This window comes from Micromonospora sp. NPDC002717 (assembly GCF_040295705.1).
Taxonomy (GTDB): domain Bacteria; phylum Actinomycetota; class Actinomycetes; order Mycobacteriales; family Micromonosporaceae; genus Micromonospora.
The window spans coordinates 17,222-34,643 of sequence record NZ_JBEOVW010000029.1; the positions used below are offsets into that span (position 1 = coordinate 17,222).

General features: G+C 69.8%; 12 protein-coding genes. All 12 read right to left on the minus strand.

The annotated features are described in order from the left end of the window. Window positions 1–298: 298 nt before the first annotated feature. The gene (gene tuf / locus ABT006_RS29075) at window positions 299–1,492 is read right to left on the minus strand and encodes an elongation factor Tu (RefSeq protein WP_350711540.1); all 1,194 of its coding nucleotides are present in this window, start codon (window positions 1,490–1,492) and stop codon (window positions 299–301) included. A gap of 220 nt (window positions 1,493–1,712) precedes the next feature. Continuing rightward, entirely contained in the window at window positions 1,713–3,809 is a 2,097-nt protein-coding gene (fusA, locus tag ABT006_RS29080; RefSeq protein ID WP_350711542.1) for an elongation factor G, read from the minus strand. A gap of 75 nt (window positions 3,810–3,884) precedes the next feature. Further along, complete coding sequence (gene rpsG / locus ABT006_RS29085; protein WP_013735957.1) at window positions 3,885–4,355, minus strand: 30S ribosomal protein S7; 471 nt, start codon at window positions 4,353–4,355, stop codon at window positions 3,885–3,887. 1 nt (window position 4,356) lies between these two features. Next, a complete protein-coding gene (rpsL, locus tag ABT006_RS29090; protein ID WP_007465318.1) occupies window positions 4,357–4,731 on the minus strand; it encodes a 30S ribosomal protein S12 in 375 nt (124 codons plus the stop codon). 494 nt (window positions 4,732–5,225) lie between these two features. Continuing rightward, window positions 5,226–5,573 (minus strand): hypothetical protein, encoded by a 348-nt coding sequence (locus ABT006_RS29095; protein ID WP_350711544.1) that lies wholly within the window; start codon window positions 5,571–5,573, stop codon window positions 5,226–5,228. Between the two features lie 483 nt (window positions 5,574–6,056). Beyond that, window positions 6,057–6,428 (minus strand): hypothetical protein, encoded by a 372-nt coding sequence (locus tag ABT006_RS29100; protein ID WP_350711545.1) that lies wholly within the window; start codon window positions 6,426–6,428, stop codon window positions 6,057–6,059. Window positions 6,429–6,527: 99 nt separating this feature from the next. After that, on the minus strand, window positions 6,528–10,415 hold the full coding sequence (locus ABT006_RS29105; protein ID WP_350682017.1) for a DNA-directed RNA polymerase subunit beta': 3,888 nt from the start codon (window positions 10,413–10,415) through the stop codon (window positions 6,528–6,530). 80 nt (window positions 10,416–10,495) lie between these two features. Further along, on the minus strand, window positions 10,496–13,927 hold the full coding sequence (gene rpoB, locus ABT006_RS29110) for a DNA-directed RNA polymerase subunit beta (RefSeq protein ID WP_350711547.1): 3,432 nt from the start codon (window positions 13,925–13,927) through the stop codon (window positions 10,496–10,498). A 569-nt stretch (window positions 13,928–14,496) separates the two neighbouring features. Continuing rightward, entirely contained in the window at window positions 14,497–14,883 is a 387-nt protein-coding gene (rplL, locus tag ABT006_RS29115; protein ID WP_350711548.1) for a 50S ribosomal protein L7/L12, read from the minus strand. Window positions 14,884–14,937: 54 nt separating this feature from the next. After that, complete coding sequence (gene rplJ, locus ABT006_RS29120; RefSeq protein ID WP_350682013.1) at window positions 14,938–15,483, minus strand: 50S ribosomal protein L10; 546 nt, start codon at window positions 15,481–15,483, stop codon at window positions 14,938–14,940. 341 nt (window positions 15,484–15,824) lie between these two features. Further along, on the minus strand, window positions 15,825–16,514 hold the full coding sequence (locus tag ABT006_RS29125) for a hypothetical protein (RefSeq protein WP_350711550.1): 690 nt from the start codon (window positions 16,512–16,514) through the stop codon (window positions 15,825–15,827). Then, window positions 16,511–17,344 (minus strand): ABC transporter ATP-binding protein, encoded by an 834-nt coding sequence (locus ABT006_RS29130; protein ID WP_350711552.1) that lies wholly within the window; start codon window positions 17,342–17,344, stop codon window positions 16,511–16,513. The genes ABT006_RS29125 and ABT006_RS29130 overlap by 4 nt, the downstream gene beginning before the upstream one ends. Between the last annotated feature and the right edge of the window lie 78 nt (window positions 17,345–17,422).

Consider the following 17,422-nt stretch of genomic DNA (forward strand, 5'->3'; position numbering starts at 1 on the left):
GCTGGTACAGGCCCACTTCGCCGACCCCCGCGGTCGGGCGTGTCGCGCCCTCGGGCCAGGCTCCGCCCCGGGACTCCGGAGCGATTCTGACCGCGCGGTGGGTCAAGGCGTCGATCGCACTACCGCGACCTGAACGCCGTGCGAGGGTGGTTGGCGGACGGGCCGCCAACCACCCTACGCCCGACTGTCCTGCAGCCCGGAGGTTCGACGAAAGCCGAACACGGGCAGCGAACTGTCGTTACGCAACCTGACTAGTATGCCGCACGACCGGCGGCGGGTCTAATCGGGGTTACCTAGCTCACTTGATGATCTTGGTGACGAACCCGGCGCCGACGGTGCGGCCACCCTCGCGGATCGCGAACTTGAGGTTCTCCTCCATGGCGATGGGCTGGATCAGCTTCACCGTCATGGTGGTGTTGTCACCCGGCATGACCATCTCGGTGCCCTCGGGGAGCGTGACGACACCGGTGACGTCCGTGGTCCGGAAGTAGAACTGCGGACGGTAGTTCTGGAAGAACGGGGTGTGCCGGCCGCCCTCCTCCTTGGAGAGGATGTAGACCGTCGCCTCGAACTCCGTGTGCGGGGTCGTGGTGCCCGGCTTGATGACGACCATGCCGCGCTCGACGTCCTCGCGCTTGATGCCACGCAGCAGCAGACCGACGTTCTCGCCCGCGCGGGCCTCGTCGAGCAGCTTGCGGAACATCTCGATGCCGGTGCAGGTGGTCTTCATCGACTTCTCGCGGATGCCGACGATCTCCACCTCCTCGTTCGGCTTGAGCACGCCGCGCTCCGCGCGACCGGTGACGACGGTGCCACGACCGGTGATCGTGAAGACGTCCTCGATCGGCATCAGGAACGGCTTCTCGGTCTCGCGCTGCGGCTGCGGGATCGCGTTGTCGACAGCGGTCATCAGGTCCAGCAGCTTGCCGGTCCACTCGGGGTCACCCTCGAGGGCCTTCAGCGCCGAGACCCGGACGACCGGCAGGTCGTCACCCGGGTACTCCTGCGACGAGAGCAGCTCGCGGACCTCGAGCTCGACGAGCTCCAGGAGCTCCTCGTCGTCGACCATGTCGCTCTTGTTGAGCGCCACGACGATGTACGGCACGCCGACCTGGCGGGCCAGCAGCACGTGCTCACGGGTCTGCGGCATCGGGCCGTCGGTCGCCGCGACCACCAGGATCGCGCCGTCCATCTGCGCGGCACCGGTGATCATGTTCTTGATGTAGTCGGCGTGACCGGGGCAGTCGACGTGTGCGTAGTGCCGCGCCTCGGTCTGGTACTCGACGTGCGAGATGGAGATCGTGATGCCGCGGGCCTTCTCCTCCGGCGCCTTGTCGATCGCGTCGAACGGCGTGTACGGGTTGAGGTCCGGGAACTGGTCGTGCAGGACCTTGGTGATGGCCGCCGTCAGCGTCGTCTTACCGTGGTCGATGTGACCAATGGTGCCGATGTTGACGTGCGGCTTAGTCCGCTCGAACTTCGCCTTCGCCACTGGTGTCCTCCTGTGGACTTCTTGGTTCGTTCGCCCCGGCGCGCCGGTCGGCGCTTAGGACTCTGTCGACAGCCTTTCCGGCCTGGCGGCCGGAGAGCTTTGGTGGGTTCTGCGGCGATGAAGCCTACAGGCCCGGTCTCACGCATCCCGACCGAGGTGGCCGCGGGCGGGGAGCACCCTCCCGCGACCGCCCCGGATCATCGGAGCACGTCAGGTGAGGTCACTCACCCGTCGCCTTGGCGATGATCTCCTTCGCGACCGAGGCCGGAACCTCGGCGTAGGAGTCGAACTGCATGCTGTAGCTAGCCCGGCCCTGGGTCTTCGACCGCAGGTCGCCGACGTAGCCGAACATCTCCGACAACGGCACCAGGGCCCGGACGACGCGGGCGCCGCTGCGCTCCTCCATCGCCTGGATGATGCCACGGCGGGAGTTGAGGTCGCCGATGACGTCACCCATGTTCTCCTCGGGAGTGGTGACCTCAACGGCCATCATCGGCTCGAGCAGCGCGGGGTCGGCCTTGCGGGCCGCCTCCTTCATCGCCATCGAGCCGGCGATCTTGAATGCCATTTCCGACGAGTCGACCTCGTGGTACTGGCCGTCCACCAGGGTGAGCTTGACGCCCACCAGGGGGAAGCCGGCGAGGATGCCGTACTGCATGGCGTCCTGCGCGCCCGCGTCCACCGACGGGATGAACTCCCGGGGGATGCGGCCACCGGTCACGGCGTTGGCGAACTCGTAGGTCGGGGCGTCGTTGCCCAGCGGCAGCGGCTCCAGGCTGATGATCACCCGGGCGTACTGGCCGGAACCACCGGTCTGCTTCTTGTGGGTGTACTCGACCTTCTCCACCTTGCGGCGGATGGTCTCGCGGTACGCCACCTGCGGCTTACCGATGTTCGCCTCGACGTTGAACTCGCGGCGCATCCGGTCGACCAGGATGTCCAGGTGCAGCTCGCCCATGCCGGAGATGACCGTCTGGCCGGTCTGGTCGTCCAGCTTGACGCGGAAGGTCGGGTCCTCCTCGGCCAGCCGCTGGATGGCGGTGCTGAGCTTCTCCTGGTCGGCCTTGGTCTTCGGCTCGATGGCGACCTCGATGACCGGCTCCGGGAAGGTCATCGACTCCAGGATGACCGGGTTCGCCGGGTCGCACAGGGTGTCACCGGTGGTGGTCTGCTTGAGACCCTGCACCGCGATGATGTCGCCGGCCTGGGCCGAGCTGCGCTCTTCCCGCTTGTTGGCGTGCATCTGGTAGATCTTGCCGATCCGCTCCTTGCGGTCCTTGGTGGAGTTGACCACCTGGGAGCCGGACTCGAGCGTGCCGGAGTAGAGCCGGACGTAGGTGAGCTTGCCGAGGTGCTTGTCCGTCTGGATCTTGAAGGCGAGGCCCGAGAACGGCTCCGACTTGGACGGCTTGCGCTGCATCGGCGTCTCGCCGTCGGTGGCCGTGCCCTCGATCGCCGGGATGTCCAGCGGCGACGGCAGGTACGCGACGACGGCGTCGAGCATCGGCTGGATGCCCTTGTTCTTGAAGGCGGTGCCGGTGAGGACCGGGTTGGCCTTGCCGCCGATGGTGGCCCGACGGATGGCGGCCTTGATCTCCTCGACGGAGATCTCCTCGCCCTCCAGGTACTTCTCCATCACCGCGTCGTCGACGTCGGCCAGGGTCTCCATCAGCTTCTCGCGCCACTCGGCGGCCGAGTCGGCGAGGTCGGCCGGGATGTCCTCGACCGTGTAGTCCTCACCCTTCTGGGTCTCGCCGCGCCAGGTGAGCGCCCGCATCTCGATAAGGTCGACCACGCCGATGAAGTCGGACTCGGCGCCGATCGGGATCTGGAGCACGAGCGGGGTGGCGTTGAGCCGGTCGATCATCATCTGCACGCAGCGGAAGAAGTCGGCGCCGGTCCGGTCGAGCTTGTTGACGAAGCACATCCGGGGGACGTTGTACTTGTCCGCCTGCCGCCAGACGTTCTCCGTCTGTGGCTCCACGCCGGCGACACCGTCGTAGACCGCGACCGCACCGTCCAGCACCCGCAGCGACCGCTCGACCTCGACCGTGAAGTCGACGTGGCCGGGCGTGTCGATGATCTGGATCGTGTGGCCCTTCCACTCGCACTTGGTGGCGGCGGAGGTGATGGTGATACCGCGCTCCTGCTCCTGTTCCATCCAGTCCATCACGGCGCCACCCTCGTGGGTTTCGCCGATCTTGTACGTGATACCGGTGTAGAACAGGATCCGCTCGGTGGTGGTGGTCTTACCAGCATCGATGTGGGCCATGATGCCGATGTTGCGTACGTTGGCGAGCGCGTCTGCGGCGGCCACTTCAATCCCTACTTATCGTCGTCTCGACACAACTGGTGGCGGTTCCGGCGTCACGCGGACGCCGGAACCAGGGTGTTACCAGCGGTAGTGCGCGAAGGCCTTGTTGGACTCAGCCATCTTGTGCGTGTCCTCGCGCCGCTTGACGGCGGCACCGAGGCCGTTGCTCGCGTCCAGCAGCTCGTTCATCAGCCGCTCGACCATGGTCTTCTCGCGACGGGCGCGGGAGTAGGTGACCAGCCAGCGCAGGCCCAGGGTGGTCGCCCGGGCCGGGCGGACCTCGACCGGGACCTGGTAGGTGGCGCCACCGACCCGGCGGCTGCGCACCTCGAGGGTCGGCTTGACGTTGTCCATCGCCCGCTTGAGGGTGACGACCGGGTCGGTGCCGGACTTCTCGCGGCAGCCCTCGAGGGCCGCGTAGACGATGCGCTCGGCGAGCTGGCGCTTACCGCGCAGCAGGATCTTGTTCACCAGCTGGGTGACCAGCGGCGAGTTGTACACCGGGTCAGCGACCAGCGGCTTCCGCGGAGCGGGTCCCTTACGCGGCATCTCAGCTCTTCTCCTTCTTCGCGCCGTAACGGCTGCGAGCCTGCTTGCGGTTGCGGACACCCTGGGTGTCCAGCGAGCCGCGAACGATCTTGTACCGCACGCCCGGGAGGTCCTTCACACGGCCGCCGCGGACGAGCACGATCGAGTGCTCCTGCAGGTTGTGGCCGACGCCCGGGATGTAGGCGGTCACCTCGATCTGGCTGCTGAGCTTGACACGAGCGACCTTGCGGAGCGCCGAGTTCGGCTTCTTCGGGGTGGTGGTGTACACGCGGGTGCACACGCCGCGACGCTGGGGAGACCCCTTGAGCGCCGGGGTCTTGGTCTTGGTCGTCTTGGCCTGACGGCCCTTTCGGACCAGCTGCTGAATGGTGGGCACCGGGCTTCTCCGCTCCCTTCGGCCGCTGTGTGGCGGCCGCGCCTTCTGCCGTAGCCGACCTGATGACCGGCTCTCCTACATTCCGACCAGGGCCACCTCGCGGAGGTCCCGGCACCCGCGGTCGGGCGTGTCGCCCAGCTCACGGTCCCGGCGTCGGCGCTCGCGCGTGTCGACCGGGGTCTTTCACCGGCACACGGCAGGCCGCGCGTCGGATCTTTGGCTTTGTCGTGCTCCCACGCGATCTCCGGATCGCCGGATCCAGCGCACGCACGAGTCGCCCGGGCTTGCCCGGGCACAAGGGGAAAGAGTACCTACCACGACCGCACAGGTCAAAACGGAGTGGCCGGCGTAGCGTCTCACCGCCCGCCGATCGAACCCGTCGCGCCTGCCCGCCCGTGATGGGCACCTACGGTCACAAGTGTACCGGCTTCCCCAGGAACCGACCCGTCGACCCCGGGGCGGCCCCGCTCACGCCCGGCCGTCGCGGTTCCGTGTCACGCCAGCGCCACCAGCAACGCCAGCCCCAGCCCGAGCAGGCTGAGCAGCAGGCCCGCCCCGCCGCAGCTCACGCCGGCCACCGCCAGCCCCCGCCCGGTGAACCGGACCGCCGGCGGCGGCGCCGCACGGCGGATCTGCCGCAGCCCGATCAGGCCGGCGACGACCGCGCCCGCCCCCGCCAGCACGCCCAGCACGGTGAAGGCCCCGGCTGCCCAGGCGCCACCCATGCCGGCGACCGCGCCGAGGCAGACCACCAGCAGCGCGACGAGGATCGAGACGATCCCGGCCACCAGCGAACCGACGGCGAGGCCGGAGGTGACCGGGGGCACGTCCAGGTGCACCACGCCGAACGGCGTGCCGGCGACCGCCTCGACCCGCTTCGGCGGCCGGCCCGGCTCCCGCGGCGGCGGAGGCGTCCGGGCCGGGAAGGCGGAGCCGCCACCCCAGCCGGGGCCCGTGCCGGGACCCGAGCCCGGAGGCGTGCCAGGACCCGGGGCCGGAGGCGTGCCAGGACCCGGGGCCGGAGGCGTGCCAGGACCCGGGGCCGGAGGCGTGCCCCAGCCGCCGGCCGCGGGCGGTGGCGGGTATCCCGTCGGGGCGGGCGGGGCAGCCGCGTCGGGCCGCGCCCACTGCCCCACGTCGGACGGGGCGGCGTCCGGGTGCGTGGCGGGGGGCGCCGCGGGGTCGCTGCCCGGGAATCGCGCCGGTTCCGTCACGGGTCCTCCTGTCGACGTCTCGGCGTCCACCGCCCGCGCGACGGACACCGGGCCAGGCTACCGCCGACGGGCGGACCGCCCACTCCCGGCGGGACCCGTTCCCCCGGGCGGTCAGTCCACGTTCGGCGCGAAATCCTGCCCGTAGGGCGCGTCGGCGAGACGGACCACCCCGACCACCACCGCGGCCACCACGGTGACCGCGACCAGGATCAGGCCCGTCCAGGCCAGCCGCTCCCCCTGGCGCAGCCAGGCCGCGCCGGTCAGGAAGCCCCCCGACGCGTACGCCTCGCGACGCGCCTGCCGGGCGAGCTGGAGCGCCACCGTGGCGGGCACCACGCCGCCGACGAACAGGCCGGTCAGCGCGCCGATCAGGCCCAGCGCGAAGACCGCCTTCGCCTTGGTGGCCCGGGCCGGGTCCGGATCGAGCGGGTGGCGCGGCGGCACCGGCGGGGCGACGGGCGCCTGCCCGGGTGCGGTCGTCATGCCCTCCATCATGCCCCGGACCCGCAGGATCGGGCCGGCCGATCCCCGGGACGCGACGAGGCCCCCGGCGGCTGCCGGGGGCCTCGTCGTCCGTGCTGTTTAGCGGTACGACCCGAAGTCGAAGTCGTCCAGCGGAACCGCCTGGCCGCTGGCCGGCCCGAAGCCGTAGTCGGTCTCGGGGTAGCCGGTCATCGAGTAGACCTTGGCCTTCGCCTCCTCGGTCGGCTCGACCCGGACGTTGCGGTACTTGCTGATGCCCGTACCGGCCGGGATGAGCTTACCGATGATCACGTTCTCCTTGAGGCCGACGAGCGAGTCGCTGCGCGAGTTGATCGCCGCGTCGGTCAGCACCCGGGTGGTCTCCTGGAAGGAGGCCGCCGAGAGCCAGGAGTCGGTGGCCAGCGAGGCCTTGGTGATACCCATCAGCACCGGGCGACCGGCGGCGGGCTCGCCGCCCTCGGAGACGAGTCGGCGGTTCTCCGACTCGAACAGCGCCCGGTCGACCAGCACGCCCGGCAGGAACTCGGTCGAGCCGGAGTCGATGACCGTCACCCGCTTGAGCATCTGGCGGATGATGATCTCGATGTGCTTGTCGTGGATGAGCACACCCTGCGAGCGGTAGACCTCCTGGACCTCCTGGGTCAGGTGGACCTGGACCGCGCGCGGGCCGAGGATGCGCAGCAGCTCGTGCGGGTCGATGGTGCCCTCGGTGAGCTTCTCGCCGACCTCGACGTGGTCGCCGTCGTGGGTCCGCAGCCGGACCCGCTTGGAGATCTTGTCGTAGACGATCTCGTCGCTGCCGTCGTCCGGCACCACGATGATCTTCCGCGACCGCTCGCCGTCCTCGATCCGGATCCGACCCGGGGTGTCGGCGATGGGCGCCTTGCCCTTCGGGACCCGGGCCTCGAAGATCTCCTGGACACGGGGCAGACCCTGGGTGATGTCCTCACCCGCGACACCACCGGTGTGGAAGGTACGCATCGTCAGCTGCGTACCCGGCTCACCGATCGACTGGGCGGCGATGATGCCGACCGCCTCGCCGACGTCCACGGTCTTGCCGGTCGGCAGCGAGCGGCCGTAGCACGCACCGCAGACGCCCAGCTTCGACTCGCAGGTGAGCACGCTGCGCACCCGGACCGTCTCCACCCCGGCGGCGACGATCTTGTCGACCAGGATCGAGTTGATGTCCTGGCCCCGCTCGGCGACGACGGTGCCGTCCGGCCCCTTGATGTCGTCGGCCAGCGTCCGGGCGTGCACGCTGGTCTCGGCGTGCTCGTGCACGACCAGCTTGCCGTCGATCCGCTCGCCGATCTGCATCGGGATGGCGCGGTCGGTGCCGCAGTCCTCCTCGCGGATGATCACGTCCTGCGAGACGTCCACCAGACGACGGGTCAGGTAACCCGAGTCGGCGGTACGCAGGGCGGTGTCCGCGAGACCCTTCCGGGCACCGTGCGTGGAGATGAAGTACTCCAGCACGGAGAGACCCTCCCGGTAGCTGGCCTTGATGGGCCGCGGGATGATCTCACCCTTCGGGTTGGCCACCAGACCACGGATCGCCGCGATCTGCCGGAGCTGGAGGAGGTTACCGCGGGCACCCGAGTTGATCATCTTCCACAGCGGGTTCTCCTGCGGCAGCGCGGTGTCCATCTCCTTGGCGACCTCGTTGGTCGCCTTGGTCCAGATCTCGATGAGCTCGCCGCGGCGCTCCTCGGCGGTCATCAGACCACGCTGGTACTGCTTGTCGATCCGGTCGGCTTCCTTCTCGTACCGCTCCAGGATCTCCCGCTTGCGCGGCGGAGCGATGACGTCCTCCATGCCGATCGTCACGCCGGACCAGGTGGCCCAGTGGAAACCGGCCTCCTTGAGCCCGTCCAGGGTGGCGGCCAGCGCCACCTTGGGGAAGCGCTCGGCGAGGTCGTTGACGATCGCGGAGAGCTGACCCTTGCGGATCTCGTAGTTCACGAAGCGGTAGCCCTGCGGCAGCGTCTCGTTGAACAGCACCCGGCCGAGGGTGGTCTCCACGGTCAGCGGGTCGCCCTCGACCCAGCCCTCCGGGGCGGTCCACGGCTCGGCGCCGGCGCCGTTGTCGACCCCGACCACGCCGCGCAGCCGGATCTTCACCGGAGCCTGCAGGTGCAGCTCGCCGTTGTCGAAGGCCATCCGGGCCTCGGCGTCCGAGCTGAACGCCCGGCCCTCGCCCCGCTCACCGGCGGTGAGGTGGGTGAGGTGGTAGAGGCCGATGACCATGTCCTGGGTGGGCATCGTGACCGGCTTGCCGTCGGCCGGCTTGAGGATGTTGTTCGACGACAGCATCAGGATCCGCGCCTCGGCCTGGGCCTCGGCGGACAGCGGCACGTGCACCGCCATCTGGTCACCGTCGAAGTCGGCGTTGAACGCGGTGCAGACCAGCGGGTGGATCTGGATGGCCTTGCCCTCGACCAGCTGCGGCTCGAAGGCCTGGATGCCCAGCCGGTGCAGGGTCGGCGCCCGGTTCAGCAGGACGGGGTGCTCGCCGATGACCTCTTCCAGCACGTCCCACACGACCGGCCGCTGCCGCTCGACCATCCGCTTGGCGGACTTGATGTTCTGCGCGTGGTTGAGGTCCACCAGCCGCTTCATCACGAACGGCTTGAACAGCTCCAGCGCCATCTGCTTGGGCAGGCCGCACTGGTGCAGCTTGAGCTTCGGGCCGACCACGATGACCGAACGGCCGGAGTAGTCGACGCGCTTGCCCAGCAGGTTCTGGCGGAACCGGCCCTGCTTGCCCTTGAGCATGTCGGACAGCGACTTGAGCGGGCGGTTGCCCGGGCCGGTGACCGGCCGGCCGCGACGGCCGTTGTCGAACAGCGCGTCGACGGCCTCCTGGAGCATCCGCTTCTCGTTGTTGACGATGATCTCGGGCGCGCCGAGGTCGATCAGCCGCTTGAGGCGGTTGTTCCGGTTGATCACGCGGCGGTACAGGTCGTTCAGGTCGGAGGTCGCGAAGCGGCCACCGTCGAGCTGCACCATCGGGCGCAGGTCCGGCGGGATGACCGGAACGCAGTCCAGCACCATGCCGAGCGGCGAGTTGCGGGTGTTCAGGAACGCCGCGACGACCTTGAGCCGCTTGAGCGCCCGGATCTTCCGCTGGCCCTTGCCGGAGCGGATGGTCTCGCGCAGGCTCTCGGCCTCCGCGTCGAGGTCCATGTTCTGGACCAGCGCCTTGATGGCCTCGGCGCCCATGCCGCCGGTGAAGTACTCGCCGAACCGGTCCCGCAGCTCGCGGTAGAGCAGCTCGTCGGTGACCAGCTGCTTCGGCTCCAGCTTGCGGAAGGTGTCGAGCACCTCGTCCAGTCGGTCGATCTCGCGCTGGGCCCGGTCGCGGATCTGGCGCATCTCGCGCTCTCCGCCCTCCTTGACCTTGCGCCGGACGTCCGCCTTGGCACCCTCGGCCTCCAGCTCGGCCAGGTCGGCCTCGAGCTTGGCGGCCCGCTTCTCGATCTCCGAGTCGCGGCTGTTCTCGGCCTGCCGCTTCTCGGCCAGGATCTCGTTCTCGATCGTCGAGAGGTCGCGGTGACGCGCCTCGGCGTCCACGCTCGTCACGACGTACGAGGCGAAGTAGATGATCTTCTCGAGGTCCTTGGGGGCGAGGTCCAGCAGGTAGCCCAGCCGGCTCGGCACGCCCTTGAAGTACCAGATGTGGGTCACCGGAGCGGCGAGCTCGATGTGGCCCATGCGCTCACGGCGGACCTTCGACCGGGTCACCTCGACGCCGCAGCGCTCGCAGATGATGCCCTTGAAGCGGACCCGCTTGTACTTACCGCAGTAGCACTCCCAGTCCCGCTGCGGACCGAAGATCTTCTCGCAGAAGAGCCCGTCCTTTTCCGGCTTCAGGGTGCGGTAGTTGATCGTTTCAGGCTTCTTGACCTCGCCGTGTGACCACTGACGGATGTCGTCGGCGGTGGCGAGGCCAATGCGCAGCTCGTCGAAGAAGTTGACGTCGAGCACTATGTCCCCTATGTCGTCGTCTGTACTGCTAGCTAGTGGGTGGGGTCGGGAGCCGGCGAGCCGGCCCCCGACCGCTCACCTCAGACCTCTTCGACCGAGCTCGGCTCGCGCCGGGACAGGTCGATGCCCAGCTCCTCCGCGGCCCGGAACACCTCGTCGTCGGTCTCGCGCATCTCGAGGGCCACACCGTCGCTGGAGAGCACCTCGACGTTGAGGCACAGCGACTGCAGCTCCTTGAGCAGCACCTTGAACGACTCGGGGATGCCCGGCTCGGGGATGTTCTCGCCCTTGACGATCGCCTCGTAGACCTTGACCCGGCCGAGGACGTCGTCGGACTTGATCGTCAGCAGCTCCTGCAGGGCGTACGCGGCGCCGTACGCCTGCATCGCCCAGCACTCCATCTCACCGAAGCGCTGACCACCGAACTGCGCCTTACCACCCAGCGGCTGCTGCGTGATCATCGAGTACGGGCCGGTCGACCGGGCGTGGATCTTGTCGTCGACCAGGTGGTTGAGCTTCAGGATGTAGATGTAGCCGACCGCGATCGGGTCCGGCAGCGGCTCGCCGGAGCGGCCGTCGAACAGCCGTGCCTTGCCGCTGGAGCCGATCAGCTGCTTGCCGTCCCGGTTGGGCAGGGTCGACGCGAGCAGACCGGAGATCTCCTCCTCGCGGGCGCCGTCGAAGACCGGGGTGGCCACGTTCGTGTCCGCCTCGGACTCGTGGGCCTCGATCGAGCGGAGCTGGCGCTTCCACTCGGCGTCGTCGCCCTCGACCTTCCAACCGGTCTTGGCCACCCAGCCGAGGTGGGTCTCCAGCACCTGGCCGATGTTCATCCGGCTCGGCACACCCAGCGGGTTGAGCACGATGTCGACCGGCGTGCCGTCCTCCAGGAACGGCATGTCCTCGATCGGCAGGATCTTGGAGATGACGCCCTTGTTGCCGTGGCGGCCGGCGAGCTTGTCACCGTCCTGGATCTTCCGCTTCTGGGCGACGTAGACCCGGACCAGCTCGTTGACGCCCGGCGGCAGCTCGTCGCCGTCCTCGCGGGAGAAGGTCCGCACGCCGATGACCGTGCCGGTCTCGCCGTGCGGCACCTTCAGCGAGGTGTCGCGGACCTCGCGCGCCTTCTCACCGAAGATCGCGCGGAGCAGCCGCTCCTCCGGGGTCAGCTCGGTCTCACCCTTGGGCGTGACCTTGCCGACCAGGATGTCGCCGGGGACGACCTCGGCGCCGATCCGGATGATGCCGCGCTCGTCGAGGTCGGCGAGCATCTCCTCGCTGACGTTCGGGATGTCGCGGGTGATCTCCTCCGGGCCCAGCTTGGTGTCCCGGGCGTCGACCTCGTGCTCCTCGATGTGGATCGAGGTGAGCACGTCCTGCTGCACGAGGCGCTGCGACAGGATGATCGCGTCCTCGTAGTTGTGCCCCTCCCAGGTCATGAACGCCACGAGCAGGTTGCGCCCGAGCGCCATCTCGCCCTCGTCGGTGCACGGACCGTCGGCGATGACCTGGCCGGCCTCGACGCGGTCGCCCTCGAAGACCACCGGCTTCTGGTTGACGCAGGAGCCGGCGTTGGAGCGGCGGAACTTGTGCAGCAGGTACGTGCGGCGGTGGCCGTCGTCCTGGTGGATGGTGATGTAGTCGGCGCAGAGGTCCTCGATGACGCCACCGACCTCGGCGACCACCACGTCACCGGCGTCGACCGCGGCACGGTATTCCATGCCGGTGCCGACCAGCGGCGACTCGGCCTTGACCAGCGGCACCGCCTGGCGCTGCATGTTCGCGCCCATGAGCGCCCGGTTGGCGTCGTCGTGCTCGAGGAACGGGATCATCGCGGTCGCGACCGAGGTCATCTGCCGCGGCGACACGTCCATGTAGTCCACGGCCGCCGGCGGGACGTCCTCGGTCTCGCCGCCCTTACGGCGGACCAGGACGCGGTCCTCGGCGAACGCCCCGTCGGCCGTCAGCGGCGCGTTGGCCTGCGCCTTGACGAACCGGTCCTCCTCGTCCGCGGTCAGGTAGTCGATCTGGTCGGTGACCCGACCGTCGACGACCTTCCGGTACGGCGTCTCGATGAAGCCGAACGGGTTGACCCGGGCGAAGGTGGACAGCGCGCCGATGAGGCCGATGTTCGGGCCTTCCGGCGTCTCGATCGGGCACATCCGGCCGTAGTGGGACGGGTGCACGTCGCGGACCTCGAAGCCGGCCCGCTCCCGGGACAGACCACCCGGGCCGAGCGCGCTCAGCCGGCGCCGGTGGGTCAGGCCCGCCAGCGGGTTCGTCTGGTCCATGAACTGGGACAGCTGCGAGGTGCCGAAGAACTCCTTGATCGCCGCCACGACCGGGCGGATGTTGATCAGGGTCTGCGGCGTGATCGCCTCGACGTCCTGGGTGGTCATCCGCTCGCGGACGACCCGCTCCATCCGGGACAGCCCGACCCGGACCTGGTTCTGGATCAGCTCGCCCACCGTACGCAGGCGCCGGTTGCCGAAGTGGTCGATGTCGTCGGCCTCGTAGCCCTCCTCACCGGCGTGCAGCCGGCAGAGGTACTCCACGGTGGCGACGATGTCGTCCTCGGTCAGCGTGCCGGTGGTGATCGGCACGTCCAGCTCGAGCTTCTTGTTGAACTTGTAACGACCGACCTTGGCGACGTCGTACCGCTTCGGGTTGAAGAAGAGGTTGTCGAGCAGGGTCTGGGCGTTCTCGCGGGTCGGCGGCTCGCCAGGGCGGAGCTTCCGGTAGATGTCGAGGAGCGCCTCGTCCTGGCCGGCGATGTGGTCCTTCTCGAGCGTGGTCATCATCAGCTCGGACCAGCCGAACCGCTCACGGATCCGCTCGGCCGACCAACCGATGGCCTTGAGCAGCACCGTGACGGCCTGCCGGCGCTTGCGGTCGATGCGAACGCCGACCGTCTCGCGCTTGTCGATGTCGAACTCCAGCCAGGCACCCCGGCTGGGGATGACCTTGACGCTGGAGAGGTCGCGGTCGGAGGTCTTGTCCGGCTGCTTGTCGAAGTAGACGCCCGGGGACCGGACGAGCTGGCTGACCACGACGCGCTCGGTGCCGTTGATGATGAAGGTGCCCTTCGGCGTCATCATCGGGAAGTCACCCATGAACACCGTCTGGCTCTTGATCTCGCCGGTGGTGTTGTTGGTGAACTCCGCGGTCACGAACAGCGGGGCGCAGTAGGTCAGGTCCTTCTCCTTGCACTCCTCGATCGAGGCCTTGACCTCGTCGAAGCGCGGAGCCGAGAAGGAGAGCGACATGGTGCCGGAGAAGTCCTCAATGGGACTGATCTCGTCGAGGATCTCCGCGAGACCCGAGCGTGCGTGCGGGTCGTCCGCCGACCGGCCCTGCCAAGCCTCGTTGCCGACGAGCCAGTCGAAGGACTCGTTCTGGATGGCGAGGAGGTTGGGGACCTCGAGGTGTTCGGTGATCCTGCCGAATGAGACTCGGCGGGGAGCGAATGCGCTCGACGTACGACTGGTCTTCGCAGGGCGGGAAGCTGCCAAGATGCGTCCTTCCGAGGACCGGTGCTGCAGAACGGCTGGTACGCGTGCACTCCAATGACCCCGCCAGAATTATCCGTAAACGGACATTTCCGAGCAGGGGTCAAGTCGGAAGGCAGCGCAAACTAGCAGTGTAGCCGAGAGGCTAACCGCTGTCCAGCCCACCCCGCAGGTCGTCGCGGAACGCGCCTCGGGACCCCTGGAACCGGGTCTCACCGGGCCGCTCGGAACGCGACGTTCCTGCCGGGCCGCTCGGGTGTCGCGGCCGATGGTGCTGCCGCTGCCATTACCCAAGTGGTGGCCGTTGCAAGCGCGGAAGGTCTTGCTGGTGTCAGCGTGCCTGTCAGCCCGGGGCCGCGTCAAGGGCCGGCATCCGGGTCGCCCCGTCTTTCCCACCCAGGGGCTACCGCCACACACCGCGTACGCGGCGACGCCAGGCGTGAACGCCCTGCTCACCGCGCTGCGACCCGGCCACCAAGACGGCGGGCGGCGATCCACTGTCGGATCACCGCCCGCCGTGACGCGTGTGCCCCGGCTCACGTGAGCCGGACGCGCGCCTGGTCGACCTCAGGTCACTTGAGGGTGACCTTGGCGCCCTCGCCCTCGAGCTTGGCCTTGGCCTTGTCGGCGGTCTCCTTGTTGGCCTTCTCCAGGACGGCCTTCGGAGCGGCCTCGACCAGGTCCTTGGCCTCCTTGAGGCCCAGGCCGGTCAGCTCGCGCACGACCTTGATGACCTGGATCTTCTTGCCACCGTCAGCCTCGAGGATGACGTCGAACTCGTCCTTCTCCTCCTCGACCGGGGCGGCCGGGCCGGCCGGGCCGGCCACGCCGGCGACGGCGACCGGAGCCGCGGCGGTGACCTCGAAGGTCTCCTCGAACTGCTTCACGAACTCGGAGAGCTCGATCAGCGTCATCTCCTTGAACGCGTCGAGCAGCTCGTCGGTGCTGAGCTTCGCCATGTCTGGCGTCCTTTCCTGAATCTGTTAGGTAAGAACTGGGTGCGCCGCGGGGCCTCAGGCCGCCTCGGCGCCCTCCTTCTCGCGCTTGTCCGCCAGGGCGGCCGCCGCACGGGCGGCCTTGGAGAGCGGGGCCTGGAACAGGGCCGCGGCCTTGCTCAGGTTGCCCTTCATCGCGCCGGCCAGCTTGGCCAGCAGCACCTCACGGGACTCCAGGTCGGCGAGCTTCGTGACCTCGGCCGCGGAAATGGCCTTGCCCTCGAAGACACCGCCCTTGATGACGAGCTTCGGGTTGGCCTTCGCGAAGTCGCGAAGGCCCTTCGCCGCCTCGACGACGTCGCCCGAAACGAAAGTCAGCGCGGTAGGACCGGTGAACAGCTCGTCGAGGCCGGAGATGCCAGCGTCGGACGCGGCACGCTTCGCGAGCGTGTTCTTCGCGACCGTGTAGCTGGTCTCCTTGCCGAGCGAGCGCCGCAGCTGGGTGAGCTGGGAAACCGTCAGACCGCGGTACTCGGTCAGCACCGTGGCACCCGCGTTACGGAAGCTCTCGGTCAGCTCAGCGACGGCCGTGGCCTTGTCGGCCCGGATCGGCTTGTCCGCCATGTCCCTCCTCTCTCGTTGCTCGAGGCTGGTCACCGTCGTCGGCCGGAGCGTTCGACGGGAGCGGAGGCATCACGAGAACGAGAAAGCCCCGGCGCAGGGCGCACGGGGCGAGGGCCGGGCCACGGGCACAGTCGGCGGACCGTGCTCAGCACCGATTTTCGCTTACCGCCCTGCGCGGGTCGCCCGTCGTCGCGGGACCTTCGACCGTGCCGGGGCACGGTGACCAGCGGTCTCTGGGTGGAACTTCGCGCCAAGGTTACGCGAAGAGTGCCCTGACCACCAAATCGCCCCCGGGGTGCACCACGTCACCCCTCCGGTGGGCCCCGGGAGCGGGCCGCCGGTCAGGGCCGGGTGCGACGCCGCCACAGGTAGGCCGCCCCGGCGACCGCGCTCCACGCCACGGCCCAGCCGGTCAGCAGAGCCACGGTCGACGCGGCCAGGTCGCCGGCGGCGGCCCGCGCGGTCGCCATCACCGGCGGCGCCAGCCACGGCGCCACCGAGCCGCTCAGGCCGAGGGCCACCGCGCCGACCCCGCCGAGCGCGAGCACGGCGACGCCGTAGCCGGCGCTGCCCGCGCAGGCGCGGCTGGCCAGCGCCCCGAGCGCCACCGCCGCGGGTACGGCCAGCAGGTGCGCCCACAGGCCGACGGCGAGGCCGAGGGGCACCGAGCGGTCGTCCGGCCCCACGGGGCCGGCGACTCCGCCGACCAGCCAGGGGAAGACCAGCGCGACGACCACCGTGCCGAGCCCGGCCACGCCGGCGGCGAGCAGGCCGGCCAGCCGCTCCCGGCGCACCCCGACCAGCGCCTGGGCCAACCGGCGCTGCACGTCGGGCTCCACGTCCAGCAGCACCTTGGTCTGCCAGGCCAGCACCGGGAAGAGCACCACCGCCGAGACGCCGTACGCCTCCCCCGGCTGGGCTCGGCCGCCGCCGTAGAGGACGCCGAGGGCCACCAGGCCCGCGAGCAGCGGCGCCAACGCCCGCCCCGTCCGCAGGAAGCCGGCCAGCCGCAGCCGGAGCAGGGCGGTCACCCCGCTCCCCCGGTGGCCGGACCGGTCGGCTCCGCCACGCCGGCCTCCGCCGCCCCCTCGGCGATCGCGACCCCGTCCGGCGTGCCGGAGGGGGTCGGCGCCCCGGGGCGTACGCGCAGGACGTGATGGCCCTCGGCGCGCAACCGGGCGACGGTGCCGGCGACCCGCGCGGCCGGCACCGCGACCTCGACCACCGCCATCGCCGCGTCGGCCGGCGGCGCACCCTCGGTGACCGTGCCGTCGGCCACCGTCCAGCGGCGGGCGCCGGGCAGTCGGGCGATCTCGCCGCGGTGGTCGCTGACCAGCACCGACCCGCCCGTTGCCAACACCTCGGCGATCACCGCGGGCACCAGTTCCCGGGTGGCGGCGTCGAGGCCCTCCCACGGCTCGTCGAGCACCAGCAGGCCGGGGGTACGCAGCATCGCCTGGGCCAGGCCGACCTTCTGGGCGGTGCCCTTGGACAGCTCCGGCAGCCGGATTCGGCGGAACCGGGCCAGGCCCAGCCGGTCGGTCCAGTGGTCGACCGCCCGGCCCGTCGCCGCCGGACCGAGGCCGGCGACCCGACCCATGGCGGTCAGGTAGCGCTCGACGGTGAAGGGCTGGTCGGCCGGGAAACGCTCCGGGACCCACCCGACGTGTCGGGGCCGGTCGACCACGCGCCCCCGGCTCGGCCGCAGCACCCCGGCCGCCACCTGGAGCAGGGTCGACTTGCCCACGCCGTTGCGGCCGAGCACGACCACGACCTCACCGGAACCGACCCGCACATCCGTCTCCCGCAGCACCCACGGCCCGCGCCGCCGGTACCGCAGCCAGACGTTCTCCAGTCGCACCCAGCCGAGCATGCCACAGCGGAAAGGGAACGGGGCGCCGCCACGATGTGGCGACGCCCCGTCACGGGTGCTGCGGGT